General features: G+C 53.5%; 15 protein-coding genes. 9 read left to right on the top strand and 6 right to left on the bottom strand.

The features are described from left to right. Positions 1 to 191, top strand: a 191-nt coding sequence (locus CAG65_RS22295) for a hypothetical protein (RefSeq protein WP_237668847.1), incomplete at its 5' end; no start/stop codon positions are given. Further along, on the top strand, positions 191 to 529 hold the full coding sequence (locus tag CAG65_RS17590) for a hypothetical protein (protein WP_021706710.1): 339 nt from the start codon (positions 191 to 193) through the stop codon (positions 527 to 529). The genes CAG65_RS22295 and CAG65_RS17590, both read left to right, overlap by 1 nt. A 16-nt stretch (positions 530 to 545) precedes the next feature. Here the strand turns inward: CAG65_RS17590 and CAG65_RS17585 are convergent, their stop codons facing one another. Next, positions 546 to 1304, bottom strand: coding sequence for a DeoR/GlpR family DNA-binding transcription regulator (locus CAG65_RS17585; protein WP_161454458.1), 759 nt, complete (start codon positions 1302 to 1304; stop codon positions 546 to 548). 273 nt (positions 1305 to 1577) lie between these two features. Here CAG65_RS17585 and ltnD point away from each other — a divergent pair, with 273 nt between their 5' ends. The 6 genes from ltnD to CAG65_RS17555 are packed head-to-tail and all read left to right on the top strand — an operon-like array spanning position 1578 to position 7637. After that, positions 1578 to 2474 (top strand): L-threonate dehydrogenase, encoded by an 897-nt coding sequence (ltnD, locus tag CAG65_RS17580; protein WP_161454457.1) that lies wholly within the window; start codon positions 1578 to 1580, stop codon positions 2472 to 2474. A gap of 4 nt (positions 2475 to 2478) precedes the next feature. Next, entirely contained in the window at positions 2479 to 3738 is a 1260-nt protein-coding gene (otnK, locus tag CAG65_RS17575) for a 3-oxo-tetronate kinase (protein WP_161454456.1), read from the top strand. Beyond that, a complete protein-coding gene (gene otnC, locus CAG65_RS17570) occupies positions 3731 to 4363 on the top strand; it encodes a 3-oxo-tetronate 4-phosphate decarboxylase (protein WP_161454455.1) in 633 nt (210 codons plus the stop codon). The genes otnK and otnC overlap by 8 nt, the downstream gene beginning before the upstream one ends. Continuing rightward, a complete protein-coding gene (gene otnI, locus CAG65_RS17565; protein ID WP_021706715.1) occupies positions 4363 to 5139 on the top strand; it encodes a 2-oxo-tetronate isomerase in 777 nt (258 codons plus the stop codon). The genes otnC and otnI overlap by 1 nt, the downstream gene beginning before the upstream one ends. A gap of 39 nt (positions 5140 to 5178) precedes the next feature. Continuing rightward, a complete protein-coding gene (denD, locus tag CAG65_RS17560) occupies positions 5179 to 6147 on the top strand; it encodes a D-erythronate dehydrogenase (RefSeq protein ID WP_161454454.1) in 969 nt (322 codons plus the stop codon). Beyond that, positions 6147 to 7637, top strand: coding sequence for a GntP family permease (locus CAG65_RS17555; protein ID WP_021706717.1), 1491 nt, complete (start codon positions 6147 to 6149; stop codon positions 7635 to 7637). The genes denD and CAG65_RS17555 overlap by 1 nt, the downstream gene beginning before the upstream one ends. Positions 7638 to 7716: 79 nt before the next feature. Here CAG65_RS17555 and glgB read toward each other — a convergent pair whose 3' ends face one another. From glgB to CAG65_RS17540, 3 genes are all read right to left on the bottom strand, one after another. Beyond that, positions 7717 to 9903, bottom strand: coding sequence for a 1,4-alpha-glucan branching protein GlgB (gene glgB / locus CAG65_RS17550; protein WP_161454453.1), 2187 nt, complete (start codon positions 9901 to 9903; stop codon positions 7717 to 7719). 232 nt (positions 9904 to 10135) lie between these two features. Continuing rightward, positions 10136 to 12316 carry a 4-alpha-glucanotransferase gene (malQ, locus tag CAG65_RS17545; protein ID WP_161454452.1) on the bottom strand — a complete coding sequence of 727 codons (2181 nt, stop codon included), beginning with the start codon at positions 12314 to 12316 and terminating at the stop codon, positions 10136 to 10138. Positions 12317 to 12429: 113 nt separating this feature from the next. Continuing rightward, positions 12430 to 14883 (bottom strand): glycogen/starch/alpha-glucan phosphorylase, encoded by a 2454-nt coding sequence (locus tag CAG65_RS17540; RefSeq protein WP_021706720.1) that lies wholly within the window; start codon positions 14881 to 14883, stop codon positions 12430 to 12432. A gap of 538 nt (positions 14884 to 15421) precedes the next feature. Here CAG65_RS17540 and malT point away from each other — a divergent pair. After that, entirely contained in the window at positions 15422 to 18130 is a 2709-nt protein-coding gene (malT, locus tag CAG65_RS17535) for an HTH-type transcriptional regulator MalT (RefSeq protein ID WP_021706721.1), read from the top strand. Between the two features lie 68 nt (positions 18131 to 18198). Here malT and CAG65_RS17530 read toward each other — a convergent pair whose 3' ends face one another. Both CAG65_RS17530 and CAG65_RS17525 read right to left on the bottom strand, forming a co-directional pair. Beyond that, positions 18199 to 18588: a hypothetical protein gene (locus CAG65_RS17530; RefSeq protein WP_161454451.1), complete on the bottom strand. Its 390-nt coding sequence runs from the start codon at positions 18586 to 18588 to the stop codon at positions 18199 to 18201. A gap of 14 nt (positions 18589 to 18602) precedes the next feature. Next, complete coding sequence (locus CAG65_RS17525; protein WP_161454450.1) at positions 18603 to 20756, bottom strand: hypothetical protein; 2154 nt, start codon at positions 20754 to 20756, stop codon at positions 18603 to 18605. Positions 20757 to 20994: the final 238 nt, after the last annotated feature.

Below are 20994 nucleotides of genomic sequence, written 5' to 3'. Positions count from 1 at the left end.
TGTACGAATACATCGAATGGTCGTGGGGCTGGTATATTGCCCTACTGGTTTTACTCACTCCACTCAACCTGTTTTTTCGTGAATCTAAAGGGCAACGCAGCCAAATTCGCTTGGACCGCAACATGTTCGCCTGCTTTGCAGGCTCAGCATTCTGGTCCGGTATTATTAACCTGGCAATAGGGTTTCTGTAATGCGCTCCTTTCCGCTGCTTCTTTGCCTGATACTGGGGGTAACTGCACAAACGGCCGTGGCAAACAGTGTTGACGTACCGCCGGATATCGCATTTTCATCCTGTGTCCTGAAAAAGCAGGACGAATCCACTCACCTTGGGCTAAGTGGCGATGAACTTTATTACCTGTCGCTGTTAATGTGCAAACAAGAAGAGAAAAACTACACCACCTTTCTGTCTAAAAGTAGCCGTGATCTCGCCGACCATGATCGTCAACTCAGCAGCCTGAAGGCTTCGTTGATGGAATCCGCGCAATTGAAGACCATCATTTATAAACTCAATCAACAACCCGCCCAATAACAAGCAGCAGTGCCGTTCAGGCAATCACGACCTCAACGCCGCGTTCAGCAAAATCCTGAATGCAGCTTTGGGGAAACTGTGGATCGGTAATCACTTTGTCGAAACAGCTTATGTCCACAGCATGAAAGGGCGCTACCCGACCATATTTGGAAGAGTCACTCACCAGGTAGTTACTCTGCGCCGCCGCAATAATCGCCCTTTTGACTAAAACCTTGTCTTCACTCGGTGTGGAAATTCCACGCAAATTCCACGACGAGGTGGACACAAACGCCAGGTCGATATTCAACTCCCGGAGCAGGCTGGCGGCTTTGTCGCCGACACAAGACTGGTTAAAACGGTCAATTTTTCCCCCGGTGTGGTACAGCGCACAGTCGGAATTGGCCATCAGGTAAGCCGCAATTGCAAAATCATTGGTAATCACCGTGAGATCATGCCGCTGCGTCAGTTGATGGGCAATCTCAAGCGTAGTCGTACCTGCGTCCAAATAGATTGTGGTGTGTGGTCGAATGAACTCCGCAGCACACTGACCGATTCTGACTTTTTCCTCCCGCTGCTTGGCAATCTTGTCGTCGTGCGGCAGCTCAATATGGATCGACTCAGTCAGTTGCACACCTCCTGAAACCGACATAACTCGTCCATCGGCCTCCAGCTTCGCAATATCACGGCGAATGGTCATGTGTGACACATCCAGTTGCTGCGTCAGTTCATTAATGCTGATCACTTGCTGATTACTCAGCAACGCCAGAATGGCGCGTTGACGTTCGGCAGGAATCATTTCTTTTACTCTGTGGTAATCAAACTGGCAAAAGCATAACACGTTATCGAACATCGATGTGAATATTTGTTAAACCTGAGAAACACATTCTCTCTAACTCATTGTTATTAGCTGTTCAGGACCAACTTATAGTCTTTTATTCACACATCCTCACAAGTGACAATTTAGTCAATGTTATTTTTTGTGATGAACATGGCAGTAATGTTTCAATCAATAGCTAGAATCACAAACATGAACATTAATTCACAAATTATAACAAAAGAGGATGGTGCGATGCACAAAGTACAATCGGTCGCCGTGATAGGGCTGGGCTCCATGGGAATGGGTGTCGCGCAGTCCTGCCTCCGAGCCAATTTTGACGTCTACGGTGTGGATGTAAACCCACAAGCGCTGGAAACGCTGGCAACCAGTGGCGCTACCGCCACAGCAACCAGTGCGACCGCATTTGCTCACGACCTGGACGCCGTTATCGTTTTGGTAGTGGATGCCCAGCAGGTTCGCCGTGTGTTGTTCGAATCGGGCCTGGCTGCAGCGCTCAAACCGTCGACTCCGATCATGGTGTGTGCAACTATCTCGGCAGAGGATGCCCGATCGATCGCGGCAGATCTGGCCGATTATTCACTGCCGATGTTAGACGCGCCCATATCAGGTGGGGCCGTCAAAGCCGCCGCCGGAGAACTGACCGTCATGGCGGCTGGCGCTCCGAGCGTATTTGAGCAACTGGAGTCCGTGTTGTCCGCCGTCGCCAGTCAGGTTTACACCGTGGGCGCAGAGATTGGCATGGGATCAACCGTCAAAATTATCCACCAATTGCTGGCCGGTGTGCATATCGCGGCTGGGGCAGAAGCCATGGCAATGGCCGCACGAGCCAATATCCCACTTGATTTAATGTATGACGTCGTCACACACGCAGCGGGTAACTCATGGATGTTCGAAAACCGGATGAAACACGTGGTGGACGGTGATTACACCCCCAAATCCATGGTGGATATCTTCGTGAAAGATCTGGGACTGGTGACCGACACCGCCAAATCGCTCCATTTCCCACTGCCTTTGGCGAGTACCGCACTCAATATGTTCACCACCGCCAGTAACGCAGGTCATGGCAAAGAAGACGACAGTGCCGTGATTAAAATTTTTCCAGGCATCACATTACCAACGAAGGAGTAATCCCATGTTATTAGGTGTCATCGCAGATGATTTCACTGGTGCGACGGATATCGCTGGGTTTCTTGTCGCCAATGGCATGAAAACCATTCAGTTGAACGGCGTTCCTCAGCAAGAGATGTCACTAACCGCCGATGCGGTGGTGATCAGCCTGAAAAGCCGTTCCTGTCCGGTCAACGAGGCCGTGTCGCTCTCGATCCAAGCGCTGCACTGGCTGCAAGCGCAAGGCTGCCAGCAGTTTTACTTCAAATATTGTTCCACGTTTGACAGCACGCCACAGGGCAATATCGGCCCGGTAACCGATGCACTGCTCAATGAGCTGGGGGAATCGTTCACCATTATCTGCCCATCACTGCCCGTCAACGGCCGCAGCGTGTACCAGGGACACCTGTTTGTTCAGGGCGAGCTGCTCAACGAGTCCGGCATGCGCCACCACCCGGTCACGCCAATGAAAGACGCCAATTTAATGCGTCTGATGGAAGCGCAGGCACAAGGCCGGGCCGGATTAGTCAACTATCAGCAGATTGAGCAGGGCGCTGAGACCATCGCGGCACGTTTCGATGCACTCAGACAGCAAGGCTACCGCTACGCTGTGGTCGACACACTCAACGATGCACATTTGGCATCGATCGGGCGTGCATGCCGCGAGCTGAAGCTGATCACTGGCGGATCCGGATTGGCGGCTGGTATCGCGCAAAACTGGGCGAACGCGCTGTCGGATCAATCTGTGGCCATGCAAGCCGGACAACCTGGTTCAGGCAGCACTGTCATTCTGTCCGGCTCTTGCTCCGTCATGACGAATCGCCAGGTCGCCGCCTATCAGTCTCAAGCCGCTCACTTTGCACTGGACGTGAAACAGTGTTTGTGTGAGCCGGCCTATATCGAACAGGTACTGGACTGGGTGATCTCCCATCTGAACGATCCACTGGCGCCAATGGTCTACGCCACTGCACAGCCACACACGCTGCACGCGATTCAGGCTGAATTTGGTGCCCAGGCGTCCAGCCAGGCGGTAGAGCAATTTTTCCACCATCTGGTACAACGCCTGCAACAGCATGGCGTGAGCAACTTTATCGTTGCCGGAGGGGAAACCTCGGGTGTGGTCACTCAAAGCCTGAACGTCGGAGGTTTTTACATCGGACCGCAAATCGCCCCCGGAGTGCCTTGGGTCAAAGCCATCGATCAGCCGCTATCACTGGCCTTGAAGTCCGGCAACTTCGGTGATGAACACTTCTTTACTAGCGCACAAGGGTTTATCCATGACTGAGCAACAATTAAGAGAACAGATGGTCAGCCTAGCCCGCTCAATGTTTGAACGCGGCTACGCCACGGGCGGTGCCGGCAATCTCTCTGTGAAGCTGCCGGACAGCACATTTCTCACCACACCAACCGGCTCGTCGTTCGGTCGCCTGAACGCCGACACGCTGTCCGTGGTGGATATTGATGGCCAGCATCTCTCGGGAGATCGTCCCTCGAAAGAGATCGCCTTCCATCTGGCGATCTATCGCAACCAGCCCGCTTGCAATGCGATCGTGCATCTTCACTCGACATATCTGACCGCTTTATCGTGCCTGGAAGGGCTGGACCCGAACAACGCGATCCGTCCATTCACACCCTACTATGTGATGCGGATAGGACAGTTACCGGTGATCCCTTATCTGCGGCCAGGGGATCCTCAAATTGCCACTGAGCTCGCCAACCGGGCAGCTGACTACCGGGCGTTCTTGCTCGCCAACCATGGTCCGGTCATCACCGGGACCGATCTGTGTGATGCCGTCGACAACGCGGAAGAGCTCGAAGAAACCGCCAAACTGGCACTGATGCTTCGCGGTCAGACTATTCGTTATCTGACTGATGCGGAAGTCGATGATCTGAAAGGAAGGGGGAAATAATGGCCCGTTTTGCTGCCAATTTAACCATGCTGTTCACCGAGCAGCCATTTTTGCAACGTTTTGCTCTGGCTCGGCAAGCCGGGTTCAGAGCGGTAGAATTTTTGTTCCCTTACGCTTACGAGGCCGATGCGCTGGCACATCAGTTGAAAGCGCACCAGCTCGAACAAGCGCTGTTTAACCTGCCACCAGGCGACTGGGACAACGGCGAACGCGGTATCGCGGCACTGCCAGGACGTGAAGAAGAGTTTCGCCACAGTGTCGACACCGCACTGCACTACGCCACAACGCTGGGCTGCCCGAAAGTACACGCCATGGCCGGCATTGTTGATCCGCGCTACAGCCGGGCCCAGCACCTGGAAACGTTTGTCAGTAACATCCGCTACGCAGCGGATAAATTCGCCGAGCACGATATCACTCTGCTGATCGAGCCGCTCAACAGCCGGGATGTTCCCCATTATTTGATCGCGCATCAACGCGATGCTGCTCAGTTGATTGAGCGTATTGCACACCCCAACGTCAAGCTGCAGTTTGATGTCTATCACGCACAAATTATGGATGGCGACCTGACGCGCATGATCGCCGATCTGGCACCCGTAATCGGCCACGTGCAAATTGCTTCAGTTCCATTGCGTCACGAGCCCTCAGAAGGAGAAATCAACTATCCGCACATCTTTGCCGCGCTGGACAGCGCTGGCTATCACGGCTGGATAGGCTGCGAATACAACCCGAAATCAGGCACACAAGAAGGCCTGGGCTGGTTAACCCCATACCTATAACAGGAAGTACACACTAGCAATTACGACAAGGATAACCCTATGAACATCGTTATTACCGGTGGCGCCGGATTTCTGGGCGCCATGCTGACCCAAACCTTACTCCGTCGTTTTCCCGACATTACATCATTGAAGGTCGTCGACCGGGTGGTGCTGGCAGAATCCGCACAAACCGACCGCCGCATTGTGTCTGTGGTGGCAGACATCACCAATCCGGCTGACGTTGAAGGACTCATTGATACCGAGACAACCCATGTCTTTCACCTCGCGGCGATCGTCTCAAGCCACGCAGAAGAAGATTTCGATCTGGGCGTTAAAGTCAATCTCACCGCTACCCAACTGTTACTGGAAAAGTGCCGTCAGGCTAACCCGGCCATCCGCTTTGTCTTTTCCAGTTCACTGGCGGTGTTCGGCGGACAACTTCCTGCCGTGATTGAACCAATGACGGCCACTCAGCCGAGTTCATCCTACGGCACTCAAAAAGCCATGTGCGAGCTGCTGGTGAATGATTATGGGCGTCGCGGTCTGGTCGATGCCATCAGCGTACGCCTGCCCACGATTTGTATCCGTCCGGGCACACCCAACAAGGCCGCCTCATCGTTTGTAAGTGGCATCATTCGTGAGCCACTGAAAGGCGAAGGCGCCAACTGCCCGGTCAGACAGGATCTGCCATTATGGATTTCCAGTCCCGGCACGGTGATCGACAATATTATTCACGCCAGTCAGCTATCAGCCGAACATATCACGGGTTTTCGCACCTTCAATTTACCCGGCATTCAGGTCACACCAGCGACAATGCTGGCGGCACTGGCAGATGTGGCCGGCCCGCAGCGGTTGGCCCTGGTCAGTAACGAAACCGACCCAGCAATCGAACGAATTGTGGCCAGTTGGCCTCAAGCCTTCGACAACGACAAAGAACGGGCGCTGGGTTTTCAAGCTGACCGCGACTTCCCGACAATTCTGGCGAGCTACCTGAGCCAGTACCCAATCGCAGAACAGGAGGCCGTGTGATGTTACCTATTTCCGTTATTGGTTTGATTATCGCCGTGTTTGTGTTGATCTACCTGGTGCTTCGTACGCGTGTTCACGTTCTGATTGCCATGCTGGGTGCTGCCTGTATTGCGGGTTTGATCGGCGGTCTGAGTGTCGATGAAACCATGGCCGCCATCAGCAAAGGTTTTGGCGGCACGCTCGGCGGCATCGGTATTGTGATCGGGCTCGGGGTAATGATGGGCGCGATTCTGGAGACCTCCGGCGCTGGCGAGTCTATCGCTTACCACTTTATTAAATGGCTCGGCAAAAAGCGGGAAGAGATGGCATTGGCGATCACCGGTTATATTGTCAGTATTCCGGTGTTTGTCGACAGCGCACTCATCATTCTCTACCCCATTGCCAAGTCGCTGGCGAAAACATCTCAGCGTTCAATTCTGACGCTGACCGTGGCACTGGCCGGTGGTTTGGTGGTCGCGCACCACTGTATTCCGCCAACACCTGGGCCTCTTGGTGTTGCCAGTATCTTCGGTGTCGATATTGCCTCAATGCTTGGGTTAGGTCTGTTGATTGCCTTGCCGTGCATCTACGGCGTAGTGATGTACGCTCGCTGGCTGGAAAATCACTTTCCGGAGTACATGACACCGCCGCCGCTGGCACAGGAGTCAGACGATTTACAAAAAGTGCATGACGACTACATGGCATCAAAAGCCTCGAAAAATCTGCCGTCGCTGACCAAGTCGATCATGCCGATTGTGGTACCGATTATACTGATCCTGATTAACTCTCTGATGTCGCTGGCAGAAAAACAGCTGGGCATCGTGGGCCTGTCGGACAGCACCGCTGGCGCAACGATCAGCTTCCTCGGTCACCCGGTGATCGCGCTGTCTATCAGCACGTTGCTGGCCGTCTACACCTTGACTCCGTACCTGGATAAAGCCACCACCACCCACAAACTGGAAGAAGGGATTTCTACCTCAGGCATCATCCTGTTGGTTACCGGAGCCGGTGGCGCACTCGGCAGTGTGTTGCGTGAATCCGGCGCTGGCGCCGAAATCGCCAACCAGATTGCGGCCTTGTCGATTTCACCCATTATGATCCCGTTTATTATCGCCACACTGGTACGGGTGATTCAGGGCAGCGGCACGGTGTCGATGATCACCGCCGCCTCCATTTCCGCCCCGGTTCTGGCCGAAATGCAAGGCATCAACATGCTGTTTGCAGCCTCTGCCGCCACGATGGGCAGCCTGTTTGCCGGCTATTTCAACGACAGCCTGTTCCACATAGTCAACCGCTTGATGGGCGTAACGGAAGTGCGCAAGCAACTGGTCATCTGGACCGTGCCCACCACGATAGCCTGGGCCATCGGTGGCACGCTGGTGATGGTCCTTAACCTGTTGTTCGGTACGCACGGTAGTTGGTTCGACCCAGTGCTCCCTCTGTTGGTGCTGGCTGGCTGTGTCTATTTCGTAAAGTCACAAAGTAAATCGATGCAACACAGCGCCGCGTAAACCATCGCGGTGTAGTTTCACCAACGAATAAAAAGCCCGATTTACAGTATAAATCGGGCTTTTTCTTTGTTAGTTCAGCTTATTGCAGTTTGTAGAACAGCGTCGCCAATGGTGGAAGGCTCAGTGGTAATGAATGCGCCAGACCCTGACTTTCAACCGCCTCGGTACGTAATTGTTGCGACACCGCATAGCCGCTGCCATGGTATTTAGCATCATCGGTGTTGAGCAGCAGGTGATACTCCCCCGCCACCGGCATACCCAGATGGAATACGTCATGAGGTACTGGGGTGAAGTTGGTCACCACCAGAATCCGCTCGCCGTGCTCGCTGATACGCTCATGAGCCAGAATGCTCATTTTCGCTTCATCTTGCAAGCGCCACTCAAACCCACGAGGCTCACTGTCGAGCTCAAACAGCGCGGGTTGTTGACGATACATATGGTTCAAGTCACGAATCAGAGCCTGAACGCCCTGATGGCGCTCAAATTGCAGCAGGAACCACTGTAACTGGTCATCGTGATTCCACTCACCTGTCTGACCTATTTCAGCGCCCATGAAGTTGAGTTTTTTGCCCGGCTGACCATACATATAACCATAGTAAGCACGCAAGTTGGCGGTCTGCTGCCATTCGTCACCCGGCATCTTGTTGTGAATCGAGCCTTTGCCGTACACCACCTCATCGTGTGACAACGACAAAACGTAATTTTCACTATGCGCGTACACCAGTGGGAACGTGATGGTATCGTGATGATATTTACGATGGATTGGATCTTCTTTGATGTACGCCAGACTGTCATGCATCCAACCCATGTTCCACTTGAAGCCAAAACCTAAGCCACCAGCAAAGGTTGGGGCAGACACGCCGGGAAACGCCGTCGACTCTTCTGCAATGGTCATGGCGTTCGGGAAGTATTTGTACACTTCCTCGTTCATCCATTTCAATGTCGCTATTGCATCGTAGTTTTCATTACCGCCATCGACGTTCGGCACCCATTGATCATGGCTACGGGAATAGTCGAGATACAGCATGGAAGCCACGGCATCAACTCGAATACCATCGATGTGGAATTGTTCAAACCAGTACAACGCATTGGCCACTAAGAAGCGACGGACGTGCTCGCGCCCCATGTCATAAATATAGGAATTCCAGTCCTGATGCCAGCCACGGCGCGGATCCGGGTCGTGGAATAACGGTGTGCCATCAAAGTCCGCCAGACCGTGATCGTCTGATGGAAAATGCGCCGGAACCCAGTCGAGTACCACCCCAAGGCCTGCCTGGTGGCACTGATCGACAAAATATTTGAAATCATCTGGTGAACCGTAACGGCTGGTGGGGGCAAACAGTCCGACCGGTTGATAGCCCCAGGAGCCGTAAAACGGGTGCTCAGAAACCGGCATCAGCTCAACATGGGTGTAACCCAGATCAACCAGATATGGGATCAGTTGGTCAGCTAATTGGCGATAGTTGAGAAAATCGCCGTTGTCATCCCGTTTCCACGAACCGGCATGCAGCTCATAAAACGACAACGCCTGTTTGCGTTTTTCGCTGATTGGGCGGGATTGCCAATTGGCATCATGCCATTGATAACGTTGGTGGTTGTAGGTCACCGAAGCAAACGACGGATACTGCTCAGCCTGAAAGCCCCATGGATCCGCTTTATGCGGCAGGCCTTTTCCGTCAGGCCCCTTGAGTTCGAACTTGTACTGAGCTCCCTCTTCCAGACCCGGAATGAATATCCCCCACACACCGTAGTCCAGGCGCTGCATCGGGGTACGACGACCATCCCAATTGTTGAAGCTGCCGATCAGACTGCACGCCGACGCGTGCGGCGCGTAGACCAGAAAGCGGATACCGTCGATCGACTGACCACCGCGCTCTAACGTAACGAACTGTGCGCCCATGTGATGATACATGTGTTTCGGTGTGTGCAGATCATCATATTCAGCGTACAATTCATGGTACTGATACGGGTCATCCAGCAGTTGTTCCGTCCCGGCCCAGTCAACCGCCAGTTGATAGTGTGTGAATCTCAGATCACGTGCGGGTTTCAAAACGAATCCGGAGGCATCTTCGCGGGTTAGCTCAATTCTGTCTTCGCCCTCAATCACCAAAGACACGCGATCAGCCCCCGGCATCCACACGCGCAAAGCGCCCTGCTCAACCGTCAGATACGGCCCTAGAAAACCAAACGGGTCAGCAAAGGCCGCTTGAGAAAGCTGGTTATAGGCGTGTGTTTTTTTGTTATCAATGCTGTTGCTTTTCTTCAAATTCTTTCTCCCTAACCTGGCTGTCCTGCGGAGGCGTTTATCTCTTCCATTTGATAAAAAGCCCGCTATTTAGCGGGCTTATCTAGCGTTTGTCTATCTTATCGAAGTCAGTGCACGCATTGAGTGACACAGCCGATATTTTTCCATCTCACCGCCCGTCACCAGAGGAAATTGCCCATCTGGCGGAAACCAACAGGGATTTGCCCAACAGCGCCTCCCTGCCAGTTGGGGGTTACTTAGACGCGCTGGTGCGCACGTCGGTCAAACGCTGAGCGATTCGATTGACTTCCGGCTTGGCAAACACTTCGTCGAGATTCATCGACAGTTTGCGACGCCAGTTCGGATACTCGTTCACCGTTCCTGGAATGTTGACTGGCTTGTCCATTTCAAGCCAGTCTTCCAACTGAACGCTGAGCAATGTTGATGCGCCAGATGCCACGTGCAATTGCAGCGCTTCCGCCAGGTAGTTATCCATCGGCACGAACTGCGCATCGCGGCCAATACCGGATGGCAAATTGTCGTGCCCCGCCACCGAGTCCAGGATCCCCTGCTTACTCTTGAGGCGGTCATCAAATAGACCTTTGAGCTGCTCTTCATCTGGGTACAATCCCAGCTCCTGACCCATTTTCAGATCGTCACAGTGCCAGAAACCACGCAGAGTCGGCATATCGTGGGTACACAGTGCCGACATCGACTGCACCGGATAATGCTTCGGAGAAATATAACCGCCGTCTTCTTTGGAAGTTTCAAAGAAAAACACTTTGTACGAATGCACTCCGGCGTCACGTAGAATGTCCACGATTTCATCCGGCACCGTACCTAAATCTTCACCGATCACGCTGCACTGGTGGCGGTGAGATTCCAGTGCCAGAATCGCCAACATGTCTTCGACCGGGTAGTAGATGTACGCACCTTTGGTGGCGTTTTCACCTTTTGGAATCCACCACAAACGCAGCAAACCCAGCACGTGGTCGATGCGCAACGCACCACAATGTTTCATATTGGCACGCAGCAACTTGATGTACGCATCGTAACCGGTCGCCTGCAGCACCTGCGGGTTGAGTGGCGGCAACCCCCAATTCTGACCCAGAGGACCCAGAACATCCGGCGGCGCGCCGATGCTGGCGTCAAGGATCAGATTACCGTCATCGGCCCAGGTTTCAGCACCGGAATCGGCCACACCCACCGCCAGATCGCGATACAAACCAACCGACATCCCCTTTTCTTCTGCCAGCAGCTGTGCTTCGTTGATTTGTGTGTCCGCCACCCACTGCAGGTACATATACAGATGCACCTGATCCTGATGTTCTTCAATGTACTTCTGCACCGCAACGCTATCAAAGCGGCGGTATTTTTCCGGAAACACCGGCCAGCCCCAGACGCTCATGTCCTGGGCATGCAAATCAGCATGCAGCGCATCAAACGCCGCCTGATGCAGCAGGCTGTCACCGCCCTCTTCCACAAAGGCCAGGAACGCGCGGGCCCGATCGCTGTTTTTCTCCAGATGACGCTTTTTAAATTCGGCGAACAACATCGGCAGAACGCTCATTTTCAGCGCCGCCACTTCGGTGTAGTTGACCCAGTGTGAATCGCGGGCTTTTTGCAGACGCTGTTGGAAGTCGGCACTGCCGACTTTCTGCTGTGCTTCAGCACTGAGCGCAAACTCCGCCACCGAGCTGACATCAATGTACAGAATGTTCAGCCAGCGACGTGACGACGGGCTGTACGGGCTCGCGCCTTCCGGATTCGCCGGAAACAGGGAGTGAATCGGGTTGAGGCCGACAAAGTCACCGCCGCGTGATGCGATATCAGACACCAACTGTTTCAGGTCGCCAAAATCGCCAATCCCCCAGTTATGCTGAGTACGCAGGGTGTACAGCTGCACACTCGGTCCCCACATTTTTTTGCCGGCGAGCATCGGCGACTGCTTGTAGCAGGCTTGAGGAGCAATGATCAACGTCATTTCATACGGTGATTTACGACGCTTACGGGAAATAAACAGCTTGTGGTAGCCCCACGCCAGATCCCCCGACAATGCAAACACTAAAGGGCCACCCTCATTGCGTTCATCGCGAACGATTTGTGATTGAAGATAGCCTTCAAGTACCTCTCCCTGCTCGGTTTCCAGACGCCAGCTGAACTCGCTTTCACGAGCACTCACGCCCAAGTAAAGCGGTACTTCCACCGCTTCACCATCACGCAGGACCAGCACCGGGTCCAGCACGTCTTTGCGGTGTTTTTTCTCCGCAGATTTCAGCAGGGCATCGTCGCTGGTGGTGTCGTAGCCCAAAGACGCAAGCAAGCGAAGGAGAGTTTCATCCTCAACCTTCGCTTCGTCTCCCCACGCACTCACGTAGCTGTCGGCCAGTCTCGCCATTTCAGCGACTTGTTTTAATGCATTATGTTCTTTCATCGCTCTCTCCGAAGGACTGCAATAACCTTCAAATGTAGGGTGTTATGATCTGTGATCAGTTGTATCGTTATAAGTGACAGAGCCAAGGCTCTTCGAGCCTTGGCTTATTTGGATTAACGGTGAACCGCTTCCAGTTTCCAGATGTTATTCACGTAATCGCGAATACTGCGGTCGGAACTGAACTTGCCGACCAATGCGGTATTCAGTATCGCTTTCTTCGCCCAGCCCGCCGGTTCGCGGTACTGTTTGTCCATGTCCTCATGCGCTTTGACATAAGAGGCAAAGTCCGCCAGCACCAGATATGGATCGCCGCCGTCGAGCAGGCTGTCATAGGTGGCTCTCAGCTTGCCAGGTTCGCCCGGAGTAAATTCATCCCCCAACAACAGATCCAGCGACGCTTTGAGCAACGGGTCCGCGTTGTAGTAGTCATAAGGGTTGTAGCCGGACGCTTTCAGCGCTTCGACCTGATCCACTTCCAGACCGAAGATGTAGATGTTGTCATCGCCGACTTCTTCGCGGATCTCAACGTTGGCACCATCCATCGTCCCTATCGTCAATGCTCCGTTGAGCGCCATCTTCATGTTGCCGGTACCCGAAGCCTCTTTACCCGCCGTCGAAATTTGTTCGGACACATCCGCCGCCGGAATGATGATTTCCGCCATGCTGACGCGGTAATCCGGAACGAACACCACTTTCAGTTTGCCGCCGATACGAGGATCGTTGTTCACTTTATCGGCAATCTTGTTGATGGCGTAGATGATCTCTTTGGCCAGATGATAACCCGGTGCCGCTTTCGCCGCGAAAAACACCACGCGCGGCGCCATGTCAAAGTCCGGATCGTTGATCAAGCGGTGGTAGAGCGACAGAATGTGCAGCATATTCAGGTGCTGACGTTTGTATTCATGCAGACGCTTGATTTGCACATCAAAGATCGCATTAGTATCAAGATCGATCCCCATGTTGTCTTTGACCCATTTCGCCAGACGCTCTTTGTTCTGCTTCTTCACCGCCATGAACTGTTGCTGGAATCTGGTGTCATCGGCGTACTGCGCGATCGCTTCCAGCTGATCCAAATCTGCTGGCCACTGATCGCCAATCTTTTCTGAAATCAAAGCTGACAGGCCTGGGTTACAGAACTTGAGCCAGCGACGCGGCGTGATGCCGTTGGTCACGTTTTGCAGGCGGGTTGGGTACAGTTGATCAAATTCCGGAAACAGGTCACGTTTGACCAGTTCAGAGTGGAGCGCCGCAACACCGTTGACTGCGTAAGAGCCGACCACACACAAGTTGGCCATGCGAACCATACGGTGGAAACCGTCTTGAATGATCGACAGTTTTTGCTGTTTGGCTACATCGCCCGGCCATTTCGCCCGAACTTCCTGCAAGAAGCGGTGGTTAATTTCGTAAATGATTTCCATGTGACGCGGCAACAGACGCTGGATCAGAGACTCGTCCCAGGTTTCCAGTGCTTCTGGCAGCAAAGTGTGGTTAGTGTAGGCAAACGTTTTAGAACAGATCGCCCACGCGTCTTCCCATGACAGTGATTTGTCATCCAGCAGAATGCGCATCAGCTCTGGGATCGCAATCGTCGGATGTGTATCGTTCAGTTGGATGGTTTCAAACTTCGGCAGCGAAGCCAGGGTATGGCCTGCTTCTTCATGACGACGCAGGATATCACGCACCGACGCAGCACTGTGGAAGTACTGCTGCATCAGACGCAGTGTCTTGCCTTTTTCATGGTTGTCATTCGGGTACAACACTTTGGTGATGTTACCCGCGTCAATCAAGGCGTGCTGCGCTTCAAAATAGTTACCATTGTTAAAGCTCTCCAGCGAAAAAGGAGCGATCGCCTGACATTCCCACAAACGCAGCGGGTACACCGTGTCACTTTCATAACCGACAATCGGCAGATCCCACGGCATGGCTTTTACAGACATCCCCGGTACCCAACGACGTTTCTCTTTGCCATTCTCCTGGTAAACATCCACGTGACCGTAGAACCCGATTTCCTGCGCCAAATCCGGACGCGCCACTTCCCACGGGTAACCCTCAACCCCGCACCAGGCATCCGGTGCTTCTTGTTGATGACCCTGTTTAAACGACTGCTTAAACAGGCCGTATTCATAGTGAAGGCCGTAACCGACGGTCGGAAATTCCTGAGCTGCCAGCGAGTCCATGAAACACGCCGCCAGACGACCCAGACCACCGTTACCGAGTGACGGATCACGTTCCTCCTCCAGCAGATCGGTCAGGCTCTGCCCCAGCTCTGCCATAGCATCGGTGATCTGTTGGTACAATCCGAGGCTGATCAAGTTATTGCCGGTCAGACGGCCGATCAGAAACTCAAGCGACAGGTAGTTCACGCTCTTAGCATGACGGATCTTGTCGTCTTGTTCGGTTTGCAGCATGTCGAAGGTGGTCATTTCCGCTAAGGCACGGCCCATAGCCAGATACCAGGCCCGGCTGCTCGCATGCTCAACGGTGGTTGCGTAGGTCGCAGAAAGGTGCTTTTTCACACTCGCTTGGAAAGAAGCTTTATCAAAGTGTTTCTGTTGCGCAGGTTTCATGACGAAATCTCACTTACTTTTAGTTTTAATCCATCTGAGACGTATCGTGCATCGACAGTGCAATCGAAACATCCTCCTAAACTTTGGCAGGAGGAGGATGAGGGCTCAGGGCGTAGAGGGCGGATACAACACAACTCAGTGATCCAACTCTCATAACTGCCGCCATCGGACAAACGCAGCAGTGAGTCAGATCACAACACCAACGCATTGAGCATACATTCAGAGTGTGACGCGCAGGTTGAAGGAAAAATACACAAATGAGCAGAATACTACACAGATCACATATTAAGGCGTCATTTCGCATCGCCAACCACCAAACCGGTGTAACCAATGGCGCAAAGGGACGATTCAAAGCCAAACAAACTTGATCAAACTCACATTTACAGGGCGTAGAAGCACCAATTTTGTGAAACGAGCAAAAATCTCGTCCTCGATCAATAACCGTCACCAGCGACTTCCAGTACCATCTTAATAATTCGGTCAGTAGATAGTTCTACTGACCTTGAGGACTGATTTAATTAGGGGCTGAAATTCAACCATGTGGATTCCTTCTAAACTGACCCGGCCGGGACGCCTGCATAACGCCATTGTTCGCCCGCGGGTTCTCGAGCTGCTACAGCAGGCACCCTGCTATAAACTGGTGCTATTCCGCTCCCCAGCGGGGTACGGTAAGACCACCATGGCAGCCCAGTGGCTGTCGGACAAACCGAATGTCGGCTGGTACAGCATCGACGAAAGCGACAACGACCCGTTCCGCTTTATGAATTACATGCTGCAGGCACTGAACAAAGCCACCCACTTTTCCTGCCCGAATGCGCAGAAACTGGCGGAGAAACGCCAGTTCTCTTCGCCGCACTCTCTGTTTGGCGAAGTGTTCAGTGAAATGTCGGACTTTCATCAGGAGTGCTATCTGGTACTGGATGATTATCATCTGATTGCCGACGACGATATCCATGAAGCCATGCGCTTTTTCCTCAAGCACATGCCGGATAATCTGACGCTGGTGGTCACCAGTCGAGCGGCGCCTCCCTTAGGCACCGCCAATTTGCGTGTCCGCGATCTGATGATCGAGATCGGTCATGAATTGCTGGCATTTGACACCGAAGAAACCACCCGCTTTTTCAATCAACGGGTCAGTGATGGGATTGACGATACCACCGCCGACAATCTGCGCTCTTATGTGGAGGGCTGGCCGTCTGCGTTGCAGTTGATCGCATTACAAGCGCAGCATCAAAAGCGAACCTTGATCCAGTCGATGGAATCCGTTTCCCAGTTCAATAATGCGCATCTGTGGGACTACTTGGTCGAAGAGGTGTTTGATCTGCTGGATCTGGAAACCCGTCAGTTTCTGATGCAGTGTTCGGTACTGGACAACTTTAACGATGCGCTGGTCTGTGCCCTGACCGGACGCGATGACGCCCTGAGTATGATTGAATCGCTCAACCGTTTCGGTCTCTTCATTCATCCGCTGGAAGGTGAACAGAACTGGTACCGCTTCCACAATCTGTTTGGCGAATTTCTCGCTCACGAACGCATGGCGCGCATGCCACAAAAAGAGCTGGAGCTGCATAAAGCCGCTGCCAGCGCCTGGTTGGCACAAAATGCGCCCCATCAAGCGTTGCGTCACGCTCAGAAAGCCGACAACTCACAGCTGGTGGCCGATATTGTCACCCAGTACGGTTGGCAGATGTTCAATGGTGGTGAACTGCGAACGCTGGAAGCGGCGATAGAGTCCCTGACCCCGGAGCAGCTCTACAGTGAACCGAAACTGTGTATGTTGCAGGCCTGGCTGGCACAAAGTCAGCACCGCTACAATGATGTCGGTGATCTGTTGCGCAAAGCCGATGAACAGATGCGCGCGTTTAACGTGGTACTCAGTACCAAAGAGCAAGGGGAGTTCAACGCGTTGCGGGCTCAGGTTGCCATCAACCAGAACGAACCGGAAAACGCACTTGAGCTGGCTGAACTGGCGCTCAGTCAGCTGGACAATACCATCTACCGCAGCCGCATTGTCGCCACCTCTGTGGTTGGCGAGGTGAATCACGTGCTCGGGCAGCTCAGCCGCGCCCTGCCAATGATGCAACAGACCGAAAAACTGGCGCGTCAGTATCAGGTCTACCACCAGGCGCTGTGGGCCATGCTGCAGCAAAGCGAAATTCTGATCGCGCAAGGTTACGTTCAGGCCGCGTATGAGGTGCAAGACAACGCCTTTAAACTGATTGAAGAGCAACACTTACAACAGGTTCCACTGCACGAATTCCTACTGCGCATCCGCGCTCAAATTCTGTGGTGCTGGAACCGCCTGGATGAAGCTGAAGAGTGCGCTTACAAAGGTCTGGATGTGCTTGGCAATCACGATCCCAGCAAACACCTGCACAGTTATTCGATGCTGGCACGTATCGCCATAGGCCGTGGTGAACTCGACAAAGCCGCAAAATTCATCGATCAGATTGTCCACCTGATGAAGCAATCCACCTACCACGTGGACTGGACCGCCAACGCCTCTCTGTCGCTTATCTTGTTCTGGCAGGCACGCGGGGATCTTGATGCCATCCAGCAGTGGCTGGCCACCACCAGCCGGCCACAAAAAGCCTGCAACCACTTCACCCAACTGCAATGGCGCAATATTGCCCGCGCCTACATCAATCTCGGTGAATTTGCTAAGGCGGAAGAAACACTGGCCTTTTTGCAGCAGGAAGCGCAGGAATATCAGTTGGTGACAGACATCAACCGCAACCTGATCGTTGAAGCCGTCATGGCAAGTACCCGTGGCGATGAAGACACAGCGCGCAGCAAGCTGAAAGAAGCACTGGAGATGACCAACCAGACCGGCATTCTCGGTAATTTCCTCGTCGACGGTGCCAAAATTGGTCATCTGCTTGAACGCCTTACCAGCCGCGCCGAACTCGGCGATCTCGAACGTCACCGCGCTCAGCAGTTGATGAAAGACATCTCCACCACTCAGCGCAGCCGCTCTGTGCATTTCGATGAGGAGTTTGTTGAAAAGCTGGTCAACCATCCGAATATTCCGGAACTGGTGCGCACCAGCCCGCTGACGCAGCGAGAGTGGCAGGTACTCGGTCTGATCTACTCCGGTTTCAGTAATGAGCAGATTGCGCAGGAACTGGATGTGGCTGGAACGACAATCAAAACCCACATCCGTAACCTGTACCAGAAGCTCAATATCGCCAACCGGAAAGAGGCGATCCGCACCGCAGAAAATCTGTTGCAATTGATGGGTTTTTGACGTGCAACATCCCTACCCTTAAAGCAAAAAAGCCAGCCATTACGCTGGCTTTTTGCTCTCGTGGCGACTTAACGTACAGCCGGTAAACTGGTCGCCTGCATGTGAATTTCCGCCTCCCAGGAAGGTTCCTGGCGCCACTGCTTCACCACACCACGGTTCGTCATCCACACCGTCGCCTTGTCCGTCGCATCAGCGAACACGGTTTCACTGTACACCTTACACGCTTCAAACGTGCCGGCGGCCACGGTGACACGCTCGCTCCCCAGATATTTCTCACCATAGGTAAAGCGGCGTGATGTCAGTTGCTCAACCGGCGTCTCTTCCACTGCGTCCAGGATCTGGCCAAGTGTCACCGTCGCAAACTGACCGTATGAGGTCGTCACGCCCAGTTTGACCTGCTCTTTTCCGGTCGATGCTGGCAAGACCACTTTAACGCTGCCCCACCGCTCGGTTTGCACCGGATCGTGTCCATTCAGACCAAGAAAAAGTCCGCGTCCTGATACTGCTCTTCAGTAAACACGTGGCTCCCTTTTGCATCATAGCCGGTGACCACGGTTTGGGTCAGACCAGCCTGACCCAATGCGGCAGGCAAGCCTGTCACGTTGCTGTCGGTCAACCAGGAAAACTGGCTGCCAGCATGCTCAAAACGATAAACAAAATCCGTCATCGCGCCGTCATTCTGCCACGGTACTGAGCGCTGTACGGCGTACACCAGCCGATCACCGATCTGAGCCGTATATCCAGCGTCTGGCAATCCATCAAGACACGCCTGTAATGTCATCGGTTGTGCGTAATTATCGAGAAGAAAACGCATCCCTTCACGGTCAAACACGTACTCCTCTCCGCCGCTGTGCGCCTGCACAAAATGCGTAACCCGCACGAAATCATCGACCACAGACAGGTAGGCTTTATTGTCGGCAGAGTTAAAGTTACTCCAAGTGGTCTGAGCGGCGAGTAAAACCGGCAGTGTCACTTCTCGCAGAGTAACCCCATTGACACGAATATCTTGCCAGGTGCCGGTGGCGTCGTAGCGCGCATACGGCGTGCTCCAGTCCCAAGGCATGGAGTAGTACACCACTTGGCCGTCACTCAGCAGTTGGGCATACACTCCTCCGGTTGCCACACCGCCCATCGGGATCAGATCGGCATTCGCAAACGTGCCAGCGCGGTTACTCTCATCTTGTGAGGCCGTGGCGGCCAACGTGGTCAGCCAGGTATCCTGGCCATCTTTAAAGGCACTGAGCCCATTACACATACCGTTGAGTTCAGCCATTCTCGCTTCATCACACCAACGGCCTTTATTAAACGAGTAAAAGCCGTGACTCGCGTTGCTGCTGGTGAGTTGGTACGCTTTCATGTTATCCGGGAACGTCAGTGTTGTGGGCAACACATCCGCCCAGACACCGTTACCACCCTCTCTTTGCAACAGGGTACGCACATTCACGCCACCGACATTCAACTGCTTGGCGGTGATAATTTCATTCAGAACCGAGCTGCCCTTCACCAGTTCCAGTGCATTATCGTCCAGCACTCGAACCTGGACAACCGTGTCGTCCTCGGCGCTCCAGCCTTGATCTGTCAGTACCATCTGTCCACGATCGCCTTTCGGCTCCGCGGGTACAAATTGCCCACGGGCATAATCAAAAACCTGTTTAGCGTCTTCCACCTCGCCATCGCGGCTCAGCGACAGCTTACCATACTGTACAGAGCGGGCCTCATGATCGGCAGTTTCGCCGTCCAGCCAATACAGGCCACCAGACGAGAGCAGCTTCGCAAGATCCGCGCTAACGGCTTGCTTGTCAGCCTGATGCGCTTTGATCTTTTCCACCAAGTTCGAGCGATCCAACCCAATATGATCACGGTTGATGCCGGAGGCGATCGTGTGCGCCGCAAACTGATCACCCGCCGTCGCAATTTCACTCACCACCGTGGTCAGTACCCGGCTGACTTCTTCGTTGATCAATGACGCCAGCGCCTTCGCACTGATGCCTTCCCCTGCCGCGACTTGCGCCAGCCCCTCGTGGTTTTCCGCCATTATCGAAGCCGTAACCTGCGCCACGCGATGTAGCGTCTCATAGTCCGCTTGCTGTTCAGCAGTCAGCTCCGCTGACGCCTTGGCCGCAATGTAATCACGGCCAAGATCCAGACTCAGTCCCAGCGTTTCCTGAACGCTTGCCGTGGCCTGCTCCAGAGAGCGCCCGTTTTCAATCTCATGCTGGACTAACGTGGTGAGCGGGCTGACAAACGTCGCTCCCGGCGGCGCACTCAGGGTGTAACTCTGACTCAGAACCACATCCGGGTTGTCGGTGTCTATGGTTTGTCCAGCCACCACTTCAATCAGTACAACCCCTTGCTCAAGCTGTGTCTGCGTCAGAGCATCGAGAGAAAACTCGCCGCCGTCTCCGGTGACGGCGGCAGGCTCACCGTCATCACAAACTTTGTTGTTATTGATATCCAGACACGCGTTGGCACCCACTAAATACCCGTCTGCGGCTTTGGCACTGAGCGAGTACGTTGCGCTCTGCCCACCGTCCGTATTTCCTGCTTCGGAGCCACTACTGTCACTACCACATGCCGCTAACCCAAGAGCAATCGCCACCGCCAAAAGTGAACGTTGAGAATTCATCCTGTTTCTCCATAATTAATCATCGATGAACATTCTTTCTGTGAGGCGTGCATTCAGACAAACCACTCAACGCCGTGAGTGAGTTGCATTTTTTTTGAGTGCACCTCACAAAAATATCAAATCTCGTCAACGTTCAAATAACGGTAAATGTGGCTTTCGCGAGCCAGTCGTCCTCGATTCAAATCAGTTTGCGTGTCATATCTAATAAATTGATATTAATGATAAAAACAACAAAAAA

It is taken from the genome of Vibrio sp. V39_P1S14PM300 (genome assembly GCF_009904765.1).
GTDB lineage: Bacteria > Pseudomonadota > Gammaproteobacteria > Enterobacterales > Vibrionaceae > Vibrio > Vibrio proteolyticus.
This window is presented reverse-complemented; position numbering and strand designations above follow the sequence as displayed.

Coding starts and splice junctions, on each gene's coding strand:
- CAG65_RS17555 (WP_021706717.1), top strand. CDS start 6,147: ATGTTACCTATTTCCGTTATTGGTTTGATTATCGCCGTGTTTGTGTTG.
- CAG65_RS17540 (WP_021706720.1), bottom strand. CDS start 14,883: ATGAAACCTGCGCAACAGAAACACTTTGATAAAGCTTCTTTCCAAGCG.
- otnC (WP_161454455.1), top strand. CDS start 3,731: ATGACTGAGCAACAATTAAGAGAACAGATGGTCAGCCTAGCCCGCTCA.
- CAG65_RS17590 (WP_021706710.1), top strand. CDS start 191: ATGCGCTCCTTTCCGCTGCTTCTTTGCCTGATACTGGGGGTAACTGCA.
- denD (WP_161454454.1), top strand. CDS start 5,179: ATGAACATCGTTATTACCGGTGGCGCCGGATTTCTGGGCGCCATGCTG.
- CAG65_RS17585 (WP_161454458.1), bottom strand. CDS start 1,304: ATGATTCCTGCCGAACGTCAACGCGCCATTCTGGCGTTGCTGAGTAAT.
- CAG65_RS17525 (WP_161454450.1), bottom strand. CDS start 20,756: ATGAATTCTCAACGTTCACTTTTGGCGGTGGCGATTGCTCTTGGGTTA.
- otnI (WP_021706715.1), top strand. CDS start 4,363: ATGGCCCGTTTTGCTGCCAATTTAACCATGCTGTTCACCGAGCAGCCA.
- ltnD (WP_161454457.1), top strand. CDS start 1,578: ATGCACAAAGTACAATCGGTCGCCGTGATAGGGCTGGGCTCCATGGGA.
- malQ (WP_161454452.1), bottom strand. CDS start 12,316: ATGAAAGAACATAATGCATTAAAACAAGTCGCTGAAATGGCGAGACTG.
- otnK (WP_161454456.1), top strand. CDS start 2,479: ATGTTATTAGGTGTCATCGCAGATGATTTCACTGGTGCGACGGATATC.
- malT (WP_021706721.1), top strand. CDS start 15,422: ATGTGGATTCCTTCTAAACTGACCCGGCCGGGACGCCTGCATAACGCC.